The 18,232-nt window shown below is 30.6% G+C and carries 18 protein-coding genes; 2 read left to right on the top strand and 16 right to left on the bottom strand.

From position 1 onward, the window contains the following. Positions 1-105: 105 nt before the first annotated feature. From C4R78_RS06150 to C4R78_RS06130, 5 genes are read right to left on the bottom strand one after another with little or no spacing between them, the layout of a single operon-like run. Positions 106-513: a hydrogenase maturation protease gene (locus C4R78_RS06150; protein ID WP_278308555.1), complete on the bottom strand. Its 408-nt coding sequence runs from the start codon at positions 511-513 to the stop codon at positions 106-108. A 24-nt stretch (positions 514-537) separates the two neighbouring features. Next, the gene (locus C4R78_RS06145) at positions 538-1,875 is read right to left on the bottom strand and encodes a nickel-dependent hydrogenase large subunit (protein WP_103896203.1); all 1,338 of its coding nucleotides are present in this window, start codon (positions 1,873-1,875) and stop codon (positions 538-540) included. A 9-nt stretch (positions 1,876-1,884) separates the two neighbouring features. Further along, the gene (locus tag C4R78_RS06140; protein WP_103896202.1) at positions 1,885-2,757 is read right to left on the bottom strand and encodes a hydrogenase small subunit; all 873 of its coding nucleotides are present in this window, start codon (positions 2,755-2,757) and stop codon (positions 1,885-1,887) included. Positions 2,758-2,769: 12 nt separating this feature from the next. Next, a complete protein-coding gene (locus tag C4R78_RS06135; RefSeq protein ID WP_242971207.1) occupies positions 2,770-3,204 on the bottom strand; it encodes a cytochrome b5 domain-containing protein in 435 nt (144 codons plus the stop codon). A 34-nt stretch (positions 3,205-3,238) separates the two neighbouring features. Beyond that, positions 3,239-3,697: an NUDIX domain-containing protein gene (locus C4R78_RS06130; RefSeq protein ID WP_103896201.1), complete on the bottom strand. Its 459-nt coding sequence runs from the start codon at positions 3,695-3,697 to the stop codon at positions 3,239-3,241. A gap of 93 nt (positions 3,698-3,790) precedes the next feature. On the opposite strand from C4R78_RS06130, the gene rlmD reads away from it, so the two are divergent. Beyond that, complete coding sequence (gene rlmD, locus C4R78_RS06125; RefSeq protein WP_103896200.1) at positions 3,791-5,134, top strand: 23S rRNA (uracil(1939)-C(5))-methyltransferase RlmD; 1,344 nt, start codon at positions 3,791-3,793, stop codon at positions 5,132-5,134. 744 nt (positions 5,135-5,878) lie between these two features. Here the strand turns inward: rlmD and ptsP are convergent. Genes ptsP through C4R78_RS06095 form a run of 6 tightly spaced genes read right to left on the bottom strand, consistent with a single transcriptional unit; the run spans position 5,879 to position 11,382 of the window. Beyond that, positions 5,879-7,498 carry a phosphoenolpyruvate--protein phosphotransferase gene (gene ptsP / locus C4R78_RS06120; protein WP_103896199.1) on the bottom strand — a complete coding sequence of 540 codons (1,620 nt, stop codon included), beginning with the start codon at positions 7,496-7,498 and terminating at the stop codon, positions 5,879-5,881. 13 nt (positions 7,499-7,511) lie between these two features. Continuing rightward, positions 7,512-7,772: an HPr family phosphocarrier protein gene (locus C4R78_RS06115; protein WP_103896198.1), complete on the bottom strand. Its 261-nt coding sequence runs from the start codon at positions 7,770-7,772 to the stop codon at positions 7,512-7,514. A 59-nt stretch (positions 7,773-7,831) separates the two neighbouring features. Beyond that, on the bottom strand, positions 7,832-9,190 hold the full coding sequence (locus C4R78_RS06110; RefSeq protein ID WP_103896197.1) for a PTS fructose transporter subunit IIC: 1,359 nt from the start codon (positions 9,188-9,190) through the stop codon (positions 7,832-7,834). Positions 9,191-9,219: 29 nt separating this feature from the next. After that, positions 9,220-9,663: a PTS sugar transporter subunit IIA gene (locus C4R78_RS06105; protein WP_103896196.1), complete on the bottom strand. Its 444-nt coding sequence runs from the start codon at positions 9,661-9,663 to the stop codon at positions 9,220-9,222. Between the two features lies 1 nt (position 9,664). Continuing rightward, a complete protein-coding gene (pfkB, locus tag C4R78_RS06100) occupies positions 9,665-10,594 on the bottom strand; it encodes a 1-phosphofructokinase (protein ID WP_103896195.1) in 930 nt (309 codons plus the stop codon). Positions 10,595-10,608: 14 nt separating this feature from the next. Continuing rightward, positions 10,609-11,382, bottom strand: a complete 774-nt coding sequence (locus C4R78_RS06095) for a DeoR/GlpR family DNA-binding transcription regulator (RefSeq protein WP_278308553.1) — start codon at positions 11,380-11,382, stop codon at positions 10,609-10,611. 168 nt (positions 11,383-11,550) lie between these two features. Between C4R78_RS06095 and C4R78_RS06090 the strand changes: the two genes are divergently transcribed. Then, positions 11,551-13,545: a SpoIID/LytB domain-containing protein gene (locus C4R78_RS06090; protein ID WP_103896193.1), complete on the top strand. Its 1,995-nt coding sequence runs from the start codon at positions 11,551-11,553 to the stop codon at positions 13,543-13,545. Between the two features lie 12 nt (positions 13,546-13,557). Here C4R78_RS06090 and C4R78_RS06085 read toward each other — a convergent pair whose 3' ends face one another. The 5 genes from C4R78_RS06085 to hcp all read right to left on the bottom strand — a co-directional run bounded on the left by C4R78_RS06085 (position 13,558) and on the right by hcp (position 18,135). Beyond that, a complete protein-coding gene (locus tag C4R78_RS06085) occupies positions 13,558-14,490 on the bottom strand; it encodes a phosphotransferase family protein (protein ID WP_103896192.1) in 933 nt (310 codons plus the stop codon). Positions 14,491-14,565: 75 nt separating this feature from the next. Further along, positions 14,566-15,141, bottom strand: a complete 576-nt coding sequence (locus tag C4R78_RS06080; RefSeq protein ID WP_103896191.1) for a 5' nucleotidase, NT5C type — start codon at positions 15,139-15,141, stop codon at positions 14,566-14,568. Between the two features lie 100 nt (positions 15,142-15,241). Further along, the gene (locus C4R78_RS06075; RefSeq protein ID WP_103896207.1) at positions 15,242-15,790 is read right to left on the bottom strand and encodes a ferritin family protein; all 549 of its coding nucleotides are present in this window, start codon (positions 15,788-15,790) and stop codon (positions 15,242-15,244) included. A gap of 63 nt (positions 15,791-15,853) precedes the next feature. Then, a complete protein-coding gene (locus C4R78_RS06070) occupies positions 15,854-16,420 on the bottom strand; it encodes a sigma-70 family RNA polymerase sigma factor (protein WP_103896190.1) in 567 nt (188 codons plus the stop codon). A 77-nt stretch (positions 16,421-16,497) separates the two neighbouring features. Further along, positions 16,498-18,135, bottom strand: a complete 1,638-nt coding sequence (gene hcp, locus C4R78_RS06065) for a hydroxylamine reductase (protein ID WP_103896189.1) — start codon at positions 18,133-18,135, stop codon at positions 16,498-16,500. Positions 18,136-18,232 lie beyond the last annotated feature (97 nt).

Genomic DNA, 18,232 nt, shown 5'->3' with positions numbered 1-18,232 from the left:
CTTTGTATTTATAAAATATTTATCAAAAATGCTTGTAAAAATACTCAAACCCCACTTTTCGTTTTTTGAAAAGTGGGGTTTGTCGACGGTCTGAACTTTCCATCCTCAATGGATGGAAAGTTTTTTTATAGAATTTAATACATCATCTGCAATATCATCTATTTTATCCTCAAGGGCTTTGCCTAGCCCTATTTTAAACTCTATATTTTCTACTTCTATTCCTATTTCAAAAACTTCCTTAGCTTTATTTAAAATAATATGCCAAGGTATATAAGAGTGACAAAAGGATACTTTATTCATCATGGGCTTAAACACGTTAACACTACCTACCTTCCCTTTACTTAAAAGAGCATCAACAATAATTAAAATATCGTTTTCCTCAACAATATCTATTAAAAAATTTATATCAGTTTCAACAATAAAAACTTTTATATTCATATCTTCAAGCCTATCCTTTATTCTTTTTAAAATATAAATAGAAATCCCATCATCTCCCATTAGAATATTGCCTATTCCAACTACCTTAACCCCATTTTTTCATCTCCTTAAAGTTACATGAGTTGCACAGGATATGCAAGGATCAAAACTTCTTACTATTCTTCCTACTTCAACTACATCGTTTATATCATCAATAAAAGTATCTACTAATGCTTTTTCTACTGTTCCTAAAAAATCATCTCTTGGAGAGAAATTCCAAGCAGAGGGAGTTATTATATCATATCCATCAATTTTATCATAATCTAATTTAACATAATGCAAAAGGGCTCCTCTTGTTGTGTCCACCATTCCTAGACCTGATGATACCTTAAAATCATACTTTACCTCTTTTTTAAAAGGCTCTATTCTTTCAACTATAATACTCATTATCCTTAATATGTTTGATGCCTCTTGGCATCTTGCTATTATCCTATCCATTGTGGAGCTTTTTAAATTATATTTTCCACTTAATATCATCCTAGCTAAAGGTCCTACTTCAACCGGCATTTTATCATATCTTGGAGATTTTACAAAAGAATAGGCCCCTTTCTTTTTTATATTCTCAACAACTTGCCCATCATGAACTTCATACCACGAATAATTAATGTTTTCATGTATTTTATTAACATCAAAGTCACTTTTAACACCATTTATAATGACTGAAGGTTTTACATAATAAAAATCTTCATAATCAAAAAGCCCAAAGCTTAAAAAATTATTATATGTTTTCCCCTTTTCAAAATAGTCACCATAATACATAGAAATTATATTTACATCTTCTAACATACAATTATCTACAAAGTCCTTTATTTTGTTTATTATTGATTTTATTTCTTCTATCTTTAACCTATCTAAGGATACACTTACAATCCCAGGCAAAATACCATGATTGTGGGGGGCTTTTCCTCCTAAAAGTGCAACTCCAACATGGGCTAGTTTGCTAAATTCTATACTTTTTAAATAATCCTCTTGTATCTTTCTGCTTAATTTATCTGGAATCCTATAATCTTTATGACATGTTTCATATAAGGGACTTGAAAAATCAAATTCCACATAATCAGGAACCGTAAACAAATAAAAATGCCTTATATGATTTTGTATTATATCAAAAGAATGAAGCAAATCCCTTATATATATTACATTTTCCGTCGGAACCAAATTTAAAGCATTTTCAAGGGCTAAAGTAGCTGCAAGGGCATGGGCTGATGAACAAATACCACATATTCTCTCTGTTAAGTAAACTGCATCTAAAGCATACCTTCCCTTTAATATTTTTTCAAAGCCTCTAAACAAATTCCCTTCTACCTTTGCCTCTACTATTTTATTTTTTTCAATCTCAACTTCTACACCTAAAAAACCACTTATCCTTGTTATAGGATCTATAATGAGCTTAACCATAACTCCCTCCTATAACCTAATAAAGGGCTCCATTCCATCTGGAAAATAAGCATTAGCACACCCTATACATGGAGTGTTGTCTCCTATAGGCCAATTTACTTTATTATTCCACCTTCTTTTAGGACAATCTGTTTTTGTAACCGGACCTCTACAGCCTAATTTAAACATACACCAAGGTTCTCCTATATTTTTAGCAAATATCCTATTATTAAAATAAACTCTCCTTTCACAAAAATCATGAATAGTAAACCCATAAAATAATAAAGGTCTTCCTAAATCATCAACTTCTATTTTTTCATTTGTTATAATATAAGCAAGTGTTCCTATTATCCATTCCGGATGACTTGGACACCCCGGAAGGTTAATAACATCTTTTTGTAAAACTTCTTTAACACTTTTTGCCTCAGAAGGATTAGGATATGCCTTCGATACTCCTCCAAAGGATGCACATGTCCCCACGGCAATTATACTTTTTGCTTTAGCTCCTGCCATCTTTATAGCATCATAAGCGGTTATTTTATTACCCTTATAGTTTGCAATTATATTAAAAAGTCCATCTTCTTTTGTTGAAACAGCTCCTTCTACCACAAGAATAAAATCCTCTTTAAGGGTTTTTAAAAAACTTTCAAAAGCCCTTTCTCCATCACAAACCATAAGGCTATTGCTAAATTTTAAATTTATCATATTATCAAGAAGATAAATTAAATCTGGATAATCAGCATTCATAAGAGAAATAGTATTTCCTGAACATCCTGTAGCTTCTATCCATATTACATTAGGTTTTTTAGTTTTTCCAAATCTTATTTGAACTGCTACTTCTTCTGCTAGTGCTTTAGATAATGAATTCTTATTGTTTATAACTTCCCATAAACAATTTTTCAAACTCCAATCCTCCTAAACATTGCTTTCTTTTATCTTCCCAACTATTTCAAGTTTTAAAAGCTTATTTAGATCATGGCACTTATTAAACTCCTCAGTAAGATCTTTCCCTGCTAAAAGTCCAAAATGGCTTCCCCCTGCCCAAGCTTCATTAAAGGTAACATCATAAACTACCCCATTTATTGCAACATATGCAGGCCTTCCGTCTCTTCCATCAAACTGTGAAAGCTCATCAAGAGTAAATTCTTTTAAGTCTCTCTTTGGATATTCATTTAAAATCTTTAAAATATCATCAATTTTAAAACATGCATCATCAATCATATCCATAATCCTATTTTTATAAAAATCCTTTTCAACAGGACAGTAAGATAAAAATTCTAAGGTCCTTAGACGGTTTATTTTATATAAAATTTTTTCTAAATCCTTCTTTAACTTCAAAATATCTTCCATATAACCTCCAGGTTATTTTTACAATAAAATTATATTAATTTACATCTCCTAAATATACTGTATTTTCAAAACTTCCATCTTCTTTTATAACCTCTGAAAGTTTTTTAGGGTATATCCTTACATTTTTCAAATCCTTTAAATCTATCCATTCTAACCCTATTTGATAATCATCCTTTTCTTTTGCTAAGTTATAATTTATTTCTCCTTTTAAAGAACATATAAACATATATTCCACCTGATGAAAATCTTTATCTAACTCTTTAAATTCATGATTTTTCCCAATGTAGTCCCTTACAAATTTTAAATCCTTTACTTCTATCTCTGCCCCAGTTTCCTCTTTAACTTCCCTTTTTAAAGCATCTATAATGCTTTCTCCTTTATTTTGTCCTCCTCCCGGCAAGAGATAAAAAATACCCAAATCATCTTTGTTTTTTGTACATAAAAGCTTTCCGTCTTTTATTATAATAGCCTTTGCAGAATTTCTAATTGACATAATACTCCCTCCAAAATATATTTTTATTGAGAATTATCATAAATAATTATATAATAACTTCATAGTTATAAAATAATGTTAGGAGGATGCACCTTGAAAAAGGGAGAAATTTATGAAGTTGAAATAAAAGATGTTCTATTTCCTAATAAAGGAATATCCTATGTAAATGAAAAAGCTGTATATATTAAAAATGCTGTGCCCGGCCAAAAGGTTAAAATAAAAATAATAAAAAACAAAAAAGATTATGCTGAAGGAATAATCTTAGAAGTTTTAAAAAAAGCATCTAATGAAATTAATCCTCCTTGTAGTGTATTTGGGCTTTGTGGTGGATGTTCTTATCAAAACCTTCCCTATGAATTCCAACTTAAATTAAAAGAAGAGCAAGTAAAAAAACTCTTAAATGGTGAAAAAATAAAATATGATTTTTTAGGAATTGAAAAAAGCCCATTAGAATTTGGATATAGAAATAAAATGGAATTTACTTTTGGAGAAGATAACAATAAGTTATCCCTTGGACTTCATAAAAAAGGAAAATTTTATGAAGTTATTACAACAAATAACTGCAAAATAGTTCATGAAGATTTCAATAAAATTTTAGATTCTACACTTTTATATTTTTCACAAGAAAATATTCCCTACTATAACAAAAAAAATCATGAAGGTTTCTTAAGACATCTTGTTTTAAGAAGGGCTTTTAGAACTAATCAAATTCTTGTAAATATTGTTACAACATCCCAACTAAATTTTGATTTATCAGAGTATGCCAAAATACTTCTTTCTTTAAACCTACAAAGTAAAATAGTAGGCATACTTCATACAATAAACGATTCTATATCAGATGTTGTTCAAAGCGATAAAACCCAAGTATTATATGGAAACGATTATATAATAGAAGAAATTCTTGGACTTAAATTTAAAATAACTGCCTTCTCATTTTTTCAAACAAATTCCTATGGGGCAGAAAAATTATATTCAATTGTTAGAGACTTTGCAGGAGATACTAAAAACAAAGTTATATTTGATCTTTATTCAGGAACAGGAACAATAGCTCAAATTATGGCACCTGTTGCAAAGAAGGTTATTGGAATTGAAATTGTTGAAGAAGCAGTATACGCCGCTAAAGAAAATGCAAAACTTAATAACCTTGAAAACTGTGAGTTTATTGCAGGAGATGTTCTTAAAAAAGTAGATGAGCTTAAAATAAAACCTGACATAATAATCCTTGATCCTCCAAGAGATGGAATTCATCCTAAAGCTATAAATAAAATAATTAATTTTAAAGCACCAAAAATCGTTTATGTATCCTGCAAACCCACATCCCTTGCAAGAGATTTAAAGATATTCGTAGAAAATGGATATGAGGTAAAAAAAGTAAAATGCGTTGATATGTTCCCACATACACCACATATTGAAACTGTTGCATTGATAGAAAGGTAATAGCTTTTATTCAAGGGTTAGAGCAATCTAACCCCTTTTTTAATGGGCTTTTTTCATGAATATTTACATTTAGAATTTGAAAGTATATTATTAACGCAAAAATATTATAAATCGTTTGTGATAATTACTGTCTTCTTTCTTAGAATATAATTTGAAACATAAATATAAGTTTATAGAGTTTTTCTAACTTGCATATAAATTAAATAAAAACGAGCCAATAGTAATGAATTTGCCTTTTCATTTGTTAACATGTTAATGAATAACAAATCGAACTATTTAGATTAAAAATAAAACATGGTATAATAAATTTATTATAAAAGGGTTGGCACTAGGGAGAAGAACCATGTTAAAAAATGATTTAAAACCAGTAGAAATATATGGAACATTAATCTTTTTTATTTTTTCGATAATTTTTTGTTTGTTAGTTAACATTTCAATGGCATATGGCTTCATGATAAGCATAATATCATATTTTTTATTCTTTACTAAAAAAGGATTTTCATAACTAAAGTCAATCTAAAATACAAAAATAAATCCAAAGATTAATGCTCAGTCTATGCATATTGTAGACAAATTTTGTCTGCTGTTTAAACTTTACAAGAGCCCCGTGATAGGATTTCAAAAAGGCATCTCTCATAAGCTCTAGCAATTAGAATTGCTTAGCGAAATGAGCGAATGCCAGGGAAATCCTTCACGGGGCTTATCAAAAAATAACTTTTTCAACATTCTGCCATAGACTAATGCTTAGTCTACGGATTTTAATATTTCCTTTTTTACTTTAAGAACCGATGGTGCACTCATGCTAAGCTCGTCTATTCCATAATCTATTAAAAGGGGGATCATACTAATGTCAGAGGCCATTTCTCCACACATCCCAACCCATTTACCCTCTTTATGGGCATTATCTATAACCATTTTAATCAATCTTAAAACTGCAGGGTGGGACGGTTCATAAATATTAGAAACTTTCTCATTCATCCTATCCACAGCTAAAGTGTATTGAATCAAATCATTTGTGCCAATAGAGAAAAAATCAACTTCTTTAGCAAGCAAATCCGATATAATAGCAGCTGAAGGAACTTCTATCATAATACCTATCTCAATTTTATCAGAAAACTTTTGTCCTGCCTTTTTCAATTCAGCTTTAACATCCTCTAAAATCTCCTTCGCCCTTTTTATTTCATCCACCTTAGAAATCATAGGGAACATTATTTTTAAATTTCCATAGATTGAAGCCCTTAAAAGCGCTTTAAGCTGCGTTTTAAATAAATCCAGTCTCTCAAAACAAAGCCTAATTGCCCTTAAACCTAAAAATGGATTCATCTCCGTCCCAACATCTATATAAGGTATCTTTTTATCTCCACCAACGTCTAAAGTTCTTATGATTACAGGTCTACCCTCCATCTTTTCTAAAACGTATTTGTAAACCTCAAACTGTTCTTCCTCTGTTGGTGCTGTTTCCCTATTCATGAATAAAAATTCCGTCCTAAATAGTCCAATCCCATCAGCACCATATTTTAAAGCAACATCAACTTCCTCTTTAGAAGAAATATTTGCTGCAACTTCAATTCTTTTGCCGTCCTTTGTCAATACCTTTCTATCTTTATATATTAATAGTTCCCTTTTTTCTTCCATTTCCCTTTGAATTTTATTTTGATATTCATCAATTAGACTTTCATCAGGATTTATATATATAATTCCCTTTACCCCATCTAAAATGATTAAATCCCCAGTTTTTAATATTTCCGTTGCACCCTTTATCCCTGATACTGCAGGGATTTCAAGGGCTCTTGCAATAATTGCTGAATGGGATGTTTTTCCCCCAAGTTCAGTTATAAATCCAAGGACATATTCTCTATTGAGCTGAGCTGTATCTGAAGGCGTTAAATCCTTTGCAACTATAATACATTTATCCTTTATATCGCCAATTGAACTTTTTTCTTCTCCTTTAAGAGCTCTTATTATTCTGCCTCCAATATCCCTTATATCCGCTGCCCTCTCCCTCATATATTCGTCTTCCATGCTCAAAAAAATACCTTCAAACATTTCAACCGTTTCCTTAACTGCATATTCAGCATTAATATTTTGTTTTATTTTTTCTATGACAGAAGCCTTAAACTCTTCATCCTCTAAAATCATAAGATGAGCCTCAAATATTAAAGCCTTTTCTTCTCCAAAGTTTTTAACTGCAGTTTCTTTAATTGATTCTATTTCTTCCTTTGCTTTTAAAATTGCCTCTAGAAATCTTTTTATTTCCTTTTCAGTATCCTTCACTTCATATCTATTAATTGCATTTTCTTCTTCCCTTATTACATACGCTTTTCCTATTGCTATTCCTGATGATGCTGCAATGCCCTTTAGCATAAAAACATCTCCTTCATTCAACAAATGTTTCTATTAAGTTTATTATAGCATCCATTGCTTCCTTTTCATCTTCTCCGTTTGCTTTTATTATTATTTCATCTCCATTTGATACCCCTAATGATAATACGCTCAATATACTTTTTGCATTTACATCTTTTCCGCCTTTATTAATCATGATTTCGCTTTTAAACTTATTGGCTTCTTTTACAAGAAGGCTTGCAGGTCTTGCATGAAGCCCTGTAGGATTTTTTATTATTACTTTTCTTTCTATCATAATATTCCCTCCAATTCTACTACATTATAAAAGGCAGTAGGCGCTGCCTTTTATTAAATTTATCTTTTGGGTTTAAGTACAGCTATCATAAATCCAGTAACTAAGGTTCCTATAATTATTGCTATTGTATAGAGAAATAATCCTCCCACAGCATTTGGAATTGGCAATACGAATATTCCACCATGTGGAACTGCAAGGGTGCACTTAAATGCCATTGAAAGGGCTGCAGTAACTGCAGAACCGACCATTATTGATGGTATTACTCTAAATGGATCTGCTGCTGCAAATGGTATAGCACCTTCTGTTATAAAGGATATTCCAAGGAAAAATGCTGCTTTTCCAGCTTCCCTTTCTTCTTCAGTAAATTTATCCTTTGCAATAAGGGTTGCAAGGGCAACTCCAAGGGGTGGAGTCATACCAGCCGCCATAACTGCAGCCATTATCATAGATGGTTGCCCTGCCGCAAGGGTTGAAACTGCAAAAGTATAGGCTGCTTTGTTTACAGGACCTCCCATGTCAAAGGCCATCATAAGTCCTAAAATTATACCTAAAGTTATAGCACTGCCTCCACTCATATTCTTAAGCCAATTTGCCATAGCGTTATTAATCGCAGCTACCGGCCCACCTATTATATAAATCATACCAAGGCCAACAATAAGTGTAGAAAGAAAAGGTAATATTAAAACCGGCATAAGCCCTTCCATAGTCTTTGGAAGTTTAATAACCTTCTTTAGCCATGCTACAACATATCCTGCAGCAAAACCTGCTATAATACCACCTAAGAAACCTGCTCCAAGTTTTCCAGCAAGAACACCGCCAACCATACCTGGAACAAGACCTGGTCTGTCAGCTATTGAAAAAGCTATAAAACCTGCAAGGATTGGAACCATCAATGAGAAAGCACCGCCACCACCGATATCCATGAGGGCTGCAGCTAAAGTTCCCTTTTGTTCAAAGGCCTTAATACCAAACATAAAGGATAAAGCGATAAGTATACCACCTGCAACAACAAATGGAATCATGTAAGAAACACCAGTCATTAGGTGCTTATAGGCTCCAGTTATCTTTTCCTTAGATTCCTTTTTTGCCTCAAAAACCTTGTCTACATATTCCTTCTTTTCCATAGCCATAGCTTTTTCAATTAATCCCTTTGGGTCCTTTATTGCATCCTTTACACTAACTTTTATAATCGGAAGTCCTCTAAACCTTTCCTCATCAACCTTTGTATCGACAGCTAAAATAACTGCATGGGCTCCTTTAATATCCTCATTTGTTATTTCGTTTTCTGCACCTACAGAACCCCTTGTTTCAACCTTAATGTCCACTCCAAGCTCCTTTGCTGCAATTTGCAATGCCTCCGCCGCCATGTAGGTATGAGCTATACCTGTGGGGCAGGACGTAACTGCTAAAATTTTCATAGAAAAATCCCCCTTTAACATATTTAAATTTAATTGAAGGCATTAATAACATCCTCAAAATCCTTTGCATTAAAAAGCTTTTGTCGAACATCCTCATGCATTAGTTTTCTTGAAATAAAGCTAAGTATATGAAGATGGGTATCAGCTGCATCTTCTGGAACAGAGATTAAAAAGAATATATGTGCAGGCTTTCCATCCATCGAATCAAAATCAATTCCATTTTTTGATATTCCAAAGGTTATGCATGGCTCTACAACGGAAGAATCCTTACCATGGGGTATTGCAATTCCCATTCCTATTCCTGTTGAAAATTCATCTTCTCTTTTTAGGACAGCCCTTTTAAAGGATTCTTTGTCCTTCAATTTACCATCCTTGTAGAGCATCTCAATTAACTCATCAATCACTTCTTCCTTTGTTCTTGCTTTTAAATCAAAGGACATCCTTTCCTTTGAAAACATCATGTTTATATCCAATTTACATCCACCTTTCAATTTTAATTTTTTTCATTAGCTTATTAATATTTTCTAACTTCGGCGATTTTGTTCCTTCCTCAATAATTGAAGCTGTAGCTGAGGATACCGCCAATCTAAAAACTTCCTCATCTTCCATATTTTTAGATTCACCAAAGGCAATAGATGCCACCATAGCATCCCCTGCACCTACAGTGCTTTTAACCTCCACCCTTTCAGGATAAGCATACAATATCTTATCCCTTGTTACATAAAACGCCCCATTATCTCCCATTGAGATAACAGCTTTTTCAATGCCTTGGCTTATCAATTTCTTCCCTACTGAAGCTATGGAATTTAGATCATCTTTAAAATCCATTATCATCCTAAGTTCATTAATATTAGGTTTAACTATGTCTGGCTTTGCTAAAAGTCCATTTTTTAAAGCCTCTCCATCTGCATCTAATATCGTTATAGCACCTATATCCTTTAAAAGTTTAATCAACTCAAAATAGATATTGTTATCAGCTCCTTCAGGAAGGCTTCCCGATAATACAAATATATCTCCTTGCCGTGCATAATACTTTATTTTTTCAAATAATTTATCAATATCCTCTATAGTAATCCCAAACCCTTTTTGATTTATATCAGTAAAAATGCCGAATTTATTCTCTACTAATTTTATATTTGTCCTCGTTTCACCTTCTACATAAATAAAATCATGTTTAATTTCGAGCCTATCAAGCTGTTTAATAAAATTCCCCCTATTTTCTTGTCCTAAAAATCCAAGGACAATACTTTCTCCACCAAGGGATTTAATAACTTTAGAAACATTAATACCTTTTCCCCCTATATCGATTAAACTTTTAATGCTCCTATTAACATCTCCCTTTACAAGTTGATCCAAATATACAGTCATATCAAAAGCAGGATTTAAAGTAACTGTGTAAATCAATTTATCTACCACCTTTATTCTGTTATAACTTCTACACCAAGTTTTTTGTATTTTACTTTTTCTTCATCCTCCATATTATTTGTAATGATATAATTTACCCTCGATACCGGGCATATCAATGAGAATGTTACTTCATTAAATTTTGAACTATCTACACAAAGGTAAACTTCTTTTGCGTTTTCCATCATGGCTCTTTTCACATTTGCCTCCATTGAATTTGGCGTTGTAACTCCATATTTGATTGAGACTCCATTTGCTCCAATAAAAGCCTTATCAACTCTAAATTGCTTTAACGTGTTTTCAGCAATAAATCCTACCATAGCCTTTGTTTTGGGCCTTATAATCCCACCTGTTATAATAACCTCAATGTCTTCCCTGCTTGAAAGATCATTGGCAAGATTTACTGAATTTGTAATTATAGTTACATTTTTTGCGGTAATATATCTTGCAATACATTGGGTTGTAGTTCCGGAGTCAAGAATAATCGTATCACCGTCGTTAATAAATCTTGCTGCAATCTTTCCAATATAGTCCTTTTCATAAAGATACTTGTCCTGTTTTTCAATAAAGGAAGGTTCAAAATTAGTATTAAGGCTACTTACAGCTCCACCATGAGTTCTTACTATTACACCAATAACCTTAAGCTCATTTAAATCTCTTCTTATAGTAGACTCAGACACATTGAACATTTTAGCAAGTTCAGATACCTTTACACTTTGTCCACTTTTAATCAGCTCGATTATCTTATTTTTCCTCTCTTCTGCAAACATATAATCACCTAATCTCATTTTTGATTATTTCTATTATTATTTATGCACATTTGTGCGCGTTTATGACTAATTTAATTTAAATCGTCAGAAAATTAATGTCAAGATAAAGTATAAATTGACGTTGCTAAATTAAATGTTTAGCAAGCTACATAAAATTACGATATAATTAATTAAGGGGGTGAAAAAATGAAGAAAGCTTTGTCAATTTTTTTAATTACATGTATGTTTTTACTATATATACCCGTAAAAGTCTTTGCAAACTTTAGCTTAACCTATTATGAACCCTTTAAAATAGGGCTTGAAAGCATGGCATCTAATCAAATTTTAGTTACTTTAAATGGGGATTATAAAGTAAATGAAATTTTGATGCCTTCTGGCACAAAGCTTACACTCTTACTATCTAACGACTTAATATTATTAAATGAAAACTTATATCAAATAGTTAAAATTACTCCTATAAATAATAATACAACAGTAACTCTAACAATAACTATTCAAACCGAATCAGAATCTAAAACTATATCTAGAAAATACCTTGGAAGTTTAGATTTTGTTGTTAAAAACAATCTAATACTTCCAATAAACACTTTAGATATTGAAGATTACCTAAAGGGAGTTGTTCCATATGAAATGAGCGACTCTTTCCCTTTAGAAGCTTTAAAAGCACAGGCAGTGGCTGCAAGATGCTATGCCCTTTCTAATAAAGGTAAACACAAACAACAAGGCTATGATCTTTGTGATACAATTCACTGTCAAGTTTATGGTGGGTATGATGAAAACAAAAAAAATTCTATAAGGGCTGTCGAAGAAACAAAAGGAATTATTTTAACCTATAATGGAAAAATAATTTCCGCCTACTTTTCTGCAAGTAATGGAGGATTTACTGAAGCATCTAAAAACATTTGGTCTGCTGACCTTCCTTATCTTAAAGTCAAAAAAGATGATTTTGACGATTATAAATGGCTTGAAAATCCTGTTAAACTAACATCTCAAGATATAGATAAAAGATTAAAACAAAACAAAATATTATCGGATAATGAAAAATTCTTAAGGATAGACTTAAATTCTATTCAAAAAAATGAAAGCAATAAAATTTCAAAACTTAATATAGTTTATTTAAATTCTAATGGAATTGAATCTACAAAAACCCTTATAAAAGAACAACCAAGAACAGCATTTAGTCTTAGAAGTACCATGTATGACATAACCTATGATGTTCTAAGGGACGAATATACATTTATAGGACAAGGATATGGTCATGGCGTAGGCTTAAGTCAAATAGGAGCAAAGAATAGGGCTTATAAAGGTCAAAAATTTAATCAAATTCTATTATTTTATTATGATGGAGTTAAAATTGAATCTTTAACTTCAAAATTAAACTCAGTTAATATAAATAAAGATAAAATTTTAATTGGAGAAGAATTAACAGTAAACCCAATTGTAAATTCAGAAAATATAAATGAAATTCTTTTTGGATATGAAATTTTAAAAAATGGACAAGTAATAGAGCCTTTGAGATATTCTAATAATGCTACTTTTAAATACTTATTAAATAGCCCTGGAGAATATATATTAAAAACTTACATTAAAAACATATATTCCACCAAAGAATTCGATGACTGTAAAGAAATTAAATTTACCGTTTTTAGCCCGGCAAAAATCACTAACATAATATTTGATAAAAATGCAATTTATCAAAACAAACCCGTATCTATAACTATTGCAACTAGCGGAGGAAGTGGAGAATTACAATATAAGATAGATATACTTAAAAATAATGTTCTAGTTTATTCTCAAGATTTTACCATAAACAAAACCTTTATATTTACTCCAAAGGATATAGGAGAATATACAGTAAAAACAACTATAAAAGATAATAATGCACCTTATGAGTCAAATTTTGAAACTAAATTTAATGTTATATCAAATGTTGCTACAACAAGAGGATATACGAATCTTCAATCTTTAAACATAAACAGAGTCTTAAAAAAAGGAATGAAAGGACAAGATGTTAAAAATCTTCAAAATATCCTTGTAAGACTTGGATATTTAAAAAGCAACTCTGTAACCGGTTACTTCGGTCCTCAAACAGAAGCTGCTGTTAAAAGTTTTCAAAAAGCAAAAGGATTAAAACCAGATGGCATTGTAGGTAAAAATACTTTACTTAAACTAATAGGGTAGATAAAATCTACCCTATTTTACTTTATTAATATAGTTTTTCACTAACTCTAATCCTTGCTTATAATATTTAGGTGCTTTATGATAAGTCCAACAACAAATTCCAAAACCTATTCTTAATAAATAGTAATTTAACCTTTCAAAAAAACCTTTATCTATTTTCATATACCTTTCATATCCAATTAAAAAATATTTTTCAAAATCTTTGCATTTTAAAAAATATCTAAAGTAAAGCCTTGCAATGTCAATTTCAGCATTTCCCGGGAAACTTTGTTCAAAATCGACAACACCATTTATAAAATACTTCCCATTTTGACATATTACTAATATATTTCTTCCGTCAAAATCATTATGACAAAGCCTTGATTCATTTATGTTCTTAATTAAATCTGCATTTTCCATCAATTTTTCAGCCGCTTTTATTAAAAGCGGTTTATCCTCTATATGCTGAATTAAAAGTTCATTATATTGATATTGTAAACTTTTGGTAAAGTATGTATAGTAATCTTTTATATTATCCAAACTTTCTCCCTTTTCATTCCAACTTCCAAAAAAATCAAAAATTTTTATAGAATGAATTTTCCCAAGCTCTTCTCCTATTGAAATAAATATTTTATATAACTGTTTTTTAGACATCATACAAATTACATTATCAAGAAGATCTCCATTTATATATTCATAAATCATCCATTCTTTACCATCAGGTAGTGTTCCATATTCAAACTCTTTAGGACATTTTACATTACTATTTTTTAGTAAATTAAGAGCAGCAATTTCTCGGCACATCCTATTTTTCTTTCCAAATATTTTAAATATTTTAGGTGGTGAATTTTCAAATTCCAATACATAGACATAATGCCTATTTAACTCATGATGCCCTATAGGTTTAATTTTTATTATTTTTTTATTTGTTAAATTTTCAGCTATATCCTTAATATTATATTTCACCAAACTTCCCCCAAGACATTTTTTACTATAATTATAATTCAAAACAAAAAAATTAAAATCACCATTAAAGGTGATTTACGCAATTTTTTCTTCAGTTTCAGAAGTTATTATATCTAATATCTGTTCCCAATTATAAACCCTTTCAATTCCTTTTATAAGTGGCTTTTTATTATAAGAACAATCAATTAATAAAACTTTAAATCCATTTTTTGCAAGGTCTACAGCATTTTCATATCTATCTTCAATAAATACATCACAATTTAAATCCTTAGCTTTTTGAACCTTATCATGACTTCCTAATAAATATATGTTTCCTTTTGGCATATTATTTATATCAAGCCAAGCTTTTGTTATATCCATAAGTTTAGGATGTCTTGCTGAAACATAGTATATGTTATGATTTTTAGAAAGTTTATTTAAAACATCTACAGCTCCTTTTCTTGGCTTTGCAGTAAAATGAATTACTTCATCGTATACTTCATAAAACTTATTATATTCCTCCTCTGTAATTCCTAAAACCTTGTGTATTTCATATTCTTTAATATCTTCTTCCTTTATATTCTTTTTAAAATAATAATTAGCTAGTTCTAACCAATAAAATGGTTCTGTTATAGTTCCATCTATATCAACACAAATATTCAATCTTTTCATATTCTCACCCCCAGCTTAATATATAATAAAATTTATAAATTAACATTTCTTTAGAAATATGTAAATAAATTGTAAAAAATTAAGACCGCTTTGTGCGGCCTTAATTTTCAAAATACCTTTTTAAAAGCCCTTTAAATGCTGCACCATGCCTTGCTTCATCCTTACACATTTCATGAACAGTATCATGTATAGCATCAAGTCCCATTTCTTTTGCCATTTTTGCAAGTTTAAGCTTTCCTTCACATGCCCCGTATTCAGCTTCAACTCTCATTTCTAAGTTTTTCTTAGTGCTATTAGTTAAAACTTCACCTAAAAGTTCTGCAAACTTTGCTGCATGTTCAGCTTCTTCAAAGGCAATTCTTCTATAAGCTTCAGCAACTTCTGGATATCCTTCTCTATCAGCTTGTCGGCTCATTGCAAGATACATTCCAACTTCTGTGCATTCTCCTAAAAAGTTAGCTTTTAATTCTTCTATTATTTTAGAATCTACTCCCTTTGCAACTCCTATTCTATGTTCATCTGCCCAAACAAGTTCTCCTTCCTGCTTGAGCATGAATTTTTCCTTTGAAGCTTTGCATTGCGGACACATATCTGGATCATTATCTCCCTCATGAACATATCCACAAACTGTGCAAATAAACTTCTTTATACCGTATCCCCCCATAGTAAGTTTTTATATATTCTACCACAAATTTCGAGGAATAACAAGCATTTAAATATTATCCTTTATTTTTTTTATTGAATTCTTAATAACCTTTCCAATATAGCTTACATGAAATCCTAGTTCATCAGCTATCTGCTGCATTGTTTTACCTTCTAAAAAATACTTTTTTATAATCTCCTCTTGCCGTGTTGTAAGGTGTCTAAAAGCATTATAAACTCTTTCTAAATCTTGCTTTTTTGTTATTTCCTCTAAAATCTTATACTCAAATTCTTCCCCTTTTATTAAATCTCCAATCTCTTTATCTGAATCCTCACAAACCTTTTGATTAAGCGAAATATATCCAAAATTTTTTACTGCTTGTCTGTAAAAAGTTCTAATTTCATTTTTTATATACGTATATGCAACTGTTGAAAACTCTAAATCTTTACTAAGATCATAATCTAAAAAAGCCTTATATAATCCTATACTTCCAACTTGAAAAAGATCAGCATATTCAACTTTACGTTGCCACTTTTTACAAAAATCATGTATCATACTTTTATACCTTTTAAATATATCCTCAAAAGTTACAACAATGTATTCTCCATTTATTTTTACAAGCTTTTCTTTAACCATTACTGCACCCCTTACAAGCTTTTCTTTAATTTTAACATATTTTTCTTAATTAAACAAAAAAGCTTAGGTATTTAAACCTAAGCTTTTAAAAACATTTTTAAATCATCTTCAACGTTATTTATTCCACCAATATTAAACTTATCTACTAAAACTTTTATAACATTCTTTGAAAGAAAAGCAGGTAAAGTTGGACCAAGGTGTATGTTTTTAACTCCAAGATAAAGCAAAGCAAGTAATACTGTAACCGCTTTTTGTTCATACCAAGCTATGTTATATGAAATAGGCAATTCATTTATATCTTTTAAACCAAACACTTCCTTAAGCTTTAAAGCAATAACTGCAAGTGAATATGAATCATTACATTGTCCAGCATCAATAACCCTTGGTATTCCATTGATATCTCCAAGATCTAATTTATTATACCTATATTTTGCACATCCTGCTGTTAAAATAACTGTATCCTTAGGAAGAGCTTTTGCAAATTCTGTATAGTATTCTCTTTCTTTCATTCTTCCATCACATCCTGCCATTACAATAAAACGCTTTATTGCTCCTTTTTTTACAGCATCTACTATTTTATCAGAGAGAGCTAAAACTTGGCTATGGGCAAATCCTCCTAATATTTCTCCTTGTTCGATTTCTGTAGGTGGTTTACATTTCTTTGCATGTTCTATTATCTGGGTAAAATCTTTTTTTCCATCTTTACCTAAAGGTATATGTTTTACCCCTTCAAATCCAACAACACCTGTTGTATACAATCTATCTTTATATGATTCTTTTGGAGGAATTAAACAATTAGTTGTCATAAGTATAGGACCATTAAAACTTTCAAATTCTTTATCCTGCTGCCACCATGAATTACCATAATTTCCTACAAAGTGAGAATAATTTTTAAAAGCTGGATAATAATGAGCAGGAAGCATTTCACCATGAGTATATACATCCACGCCTGTTCCCTCTGTTTGTTTTAAAAGTTCTTCAAGATCCTTAAGATCATGTCCACTTACAAGTATTCCAGGATTATTCCTAACCCCTATGTTAACTTTTGTAATTTCTGGATGTCCATATGTTGATGTATTAGCTTTATCTAAAAGAGCCATAGTATCAACTGCATATTTTCCTGTTTCCATTACAAGATTAAATAATTCATCAACCGAAATGTTATCATCTAAAGTCTTAACTAAAGCCCTTTGAATGAATTCAAAAACTTTATTATCTTTAAATCCTAACTGATAAGCATGATATAAATAAGCTGCTATACCTTTAATACCATAAGTTATAAGCTCTTTTAGTGATCTTATGTCTTCATCTTTTTCTGTCAATATACTAACTTCTTCTGCTTTTTTATAAAAATCAATTTCGTTTCCATTCCAGAACGCTGCATCATGATTTATATTATCTAGATTTACTCCTTTTTCTTTTAAAACATACTTAATTTTATCTCTAATCATAAGCGCATCTTTAATTTTATTTATAAAATATTGCTTATCAAAATTTACATTTGTAATTGTTGAAAACAATCCCTCCATTACAAAACTATCAACTTCCTCAAGTTGAATTTGGTTTTCCTTCGCTACAACATTATATAATGAAATTCCTTTTAAAGCATATATTAACAGGTCCTGCATTTTTGCAACATCATCAGTTTTTCCACAAACTCCTTTTAATACACATCCTACACCCTTATAAGCTTCCTGACATTGAAAACAAAACATTAAACAACACCTCCTTAGTTTTTCTGTCTTAATTATAATTTTTGTATTTATGCTAATCTGTGACTTTTATCACATAATGAATTTTTTTTAATTTTAA

This window comes from Caloramator fervidus (assembly GCF_900108045.1).
Lineage (GTDB): Bacteria > Bacillota > Clostridia > Clostridiales > Caloramatoraceae > Caloramator > Caloramator fervidus.
The sequence above is the reverse complement of the archived record's forward strand: the minus strand, read 5'-3'. Positions and strand labels throughout refer to the sequence as shown.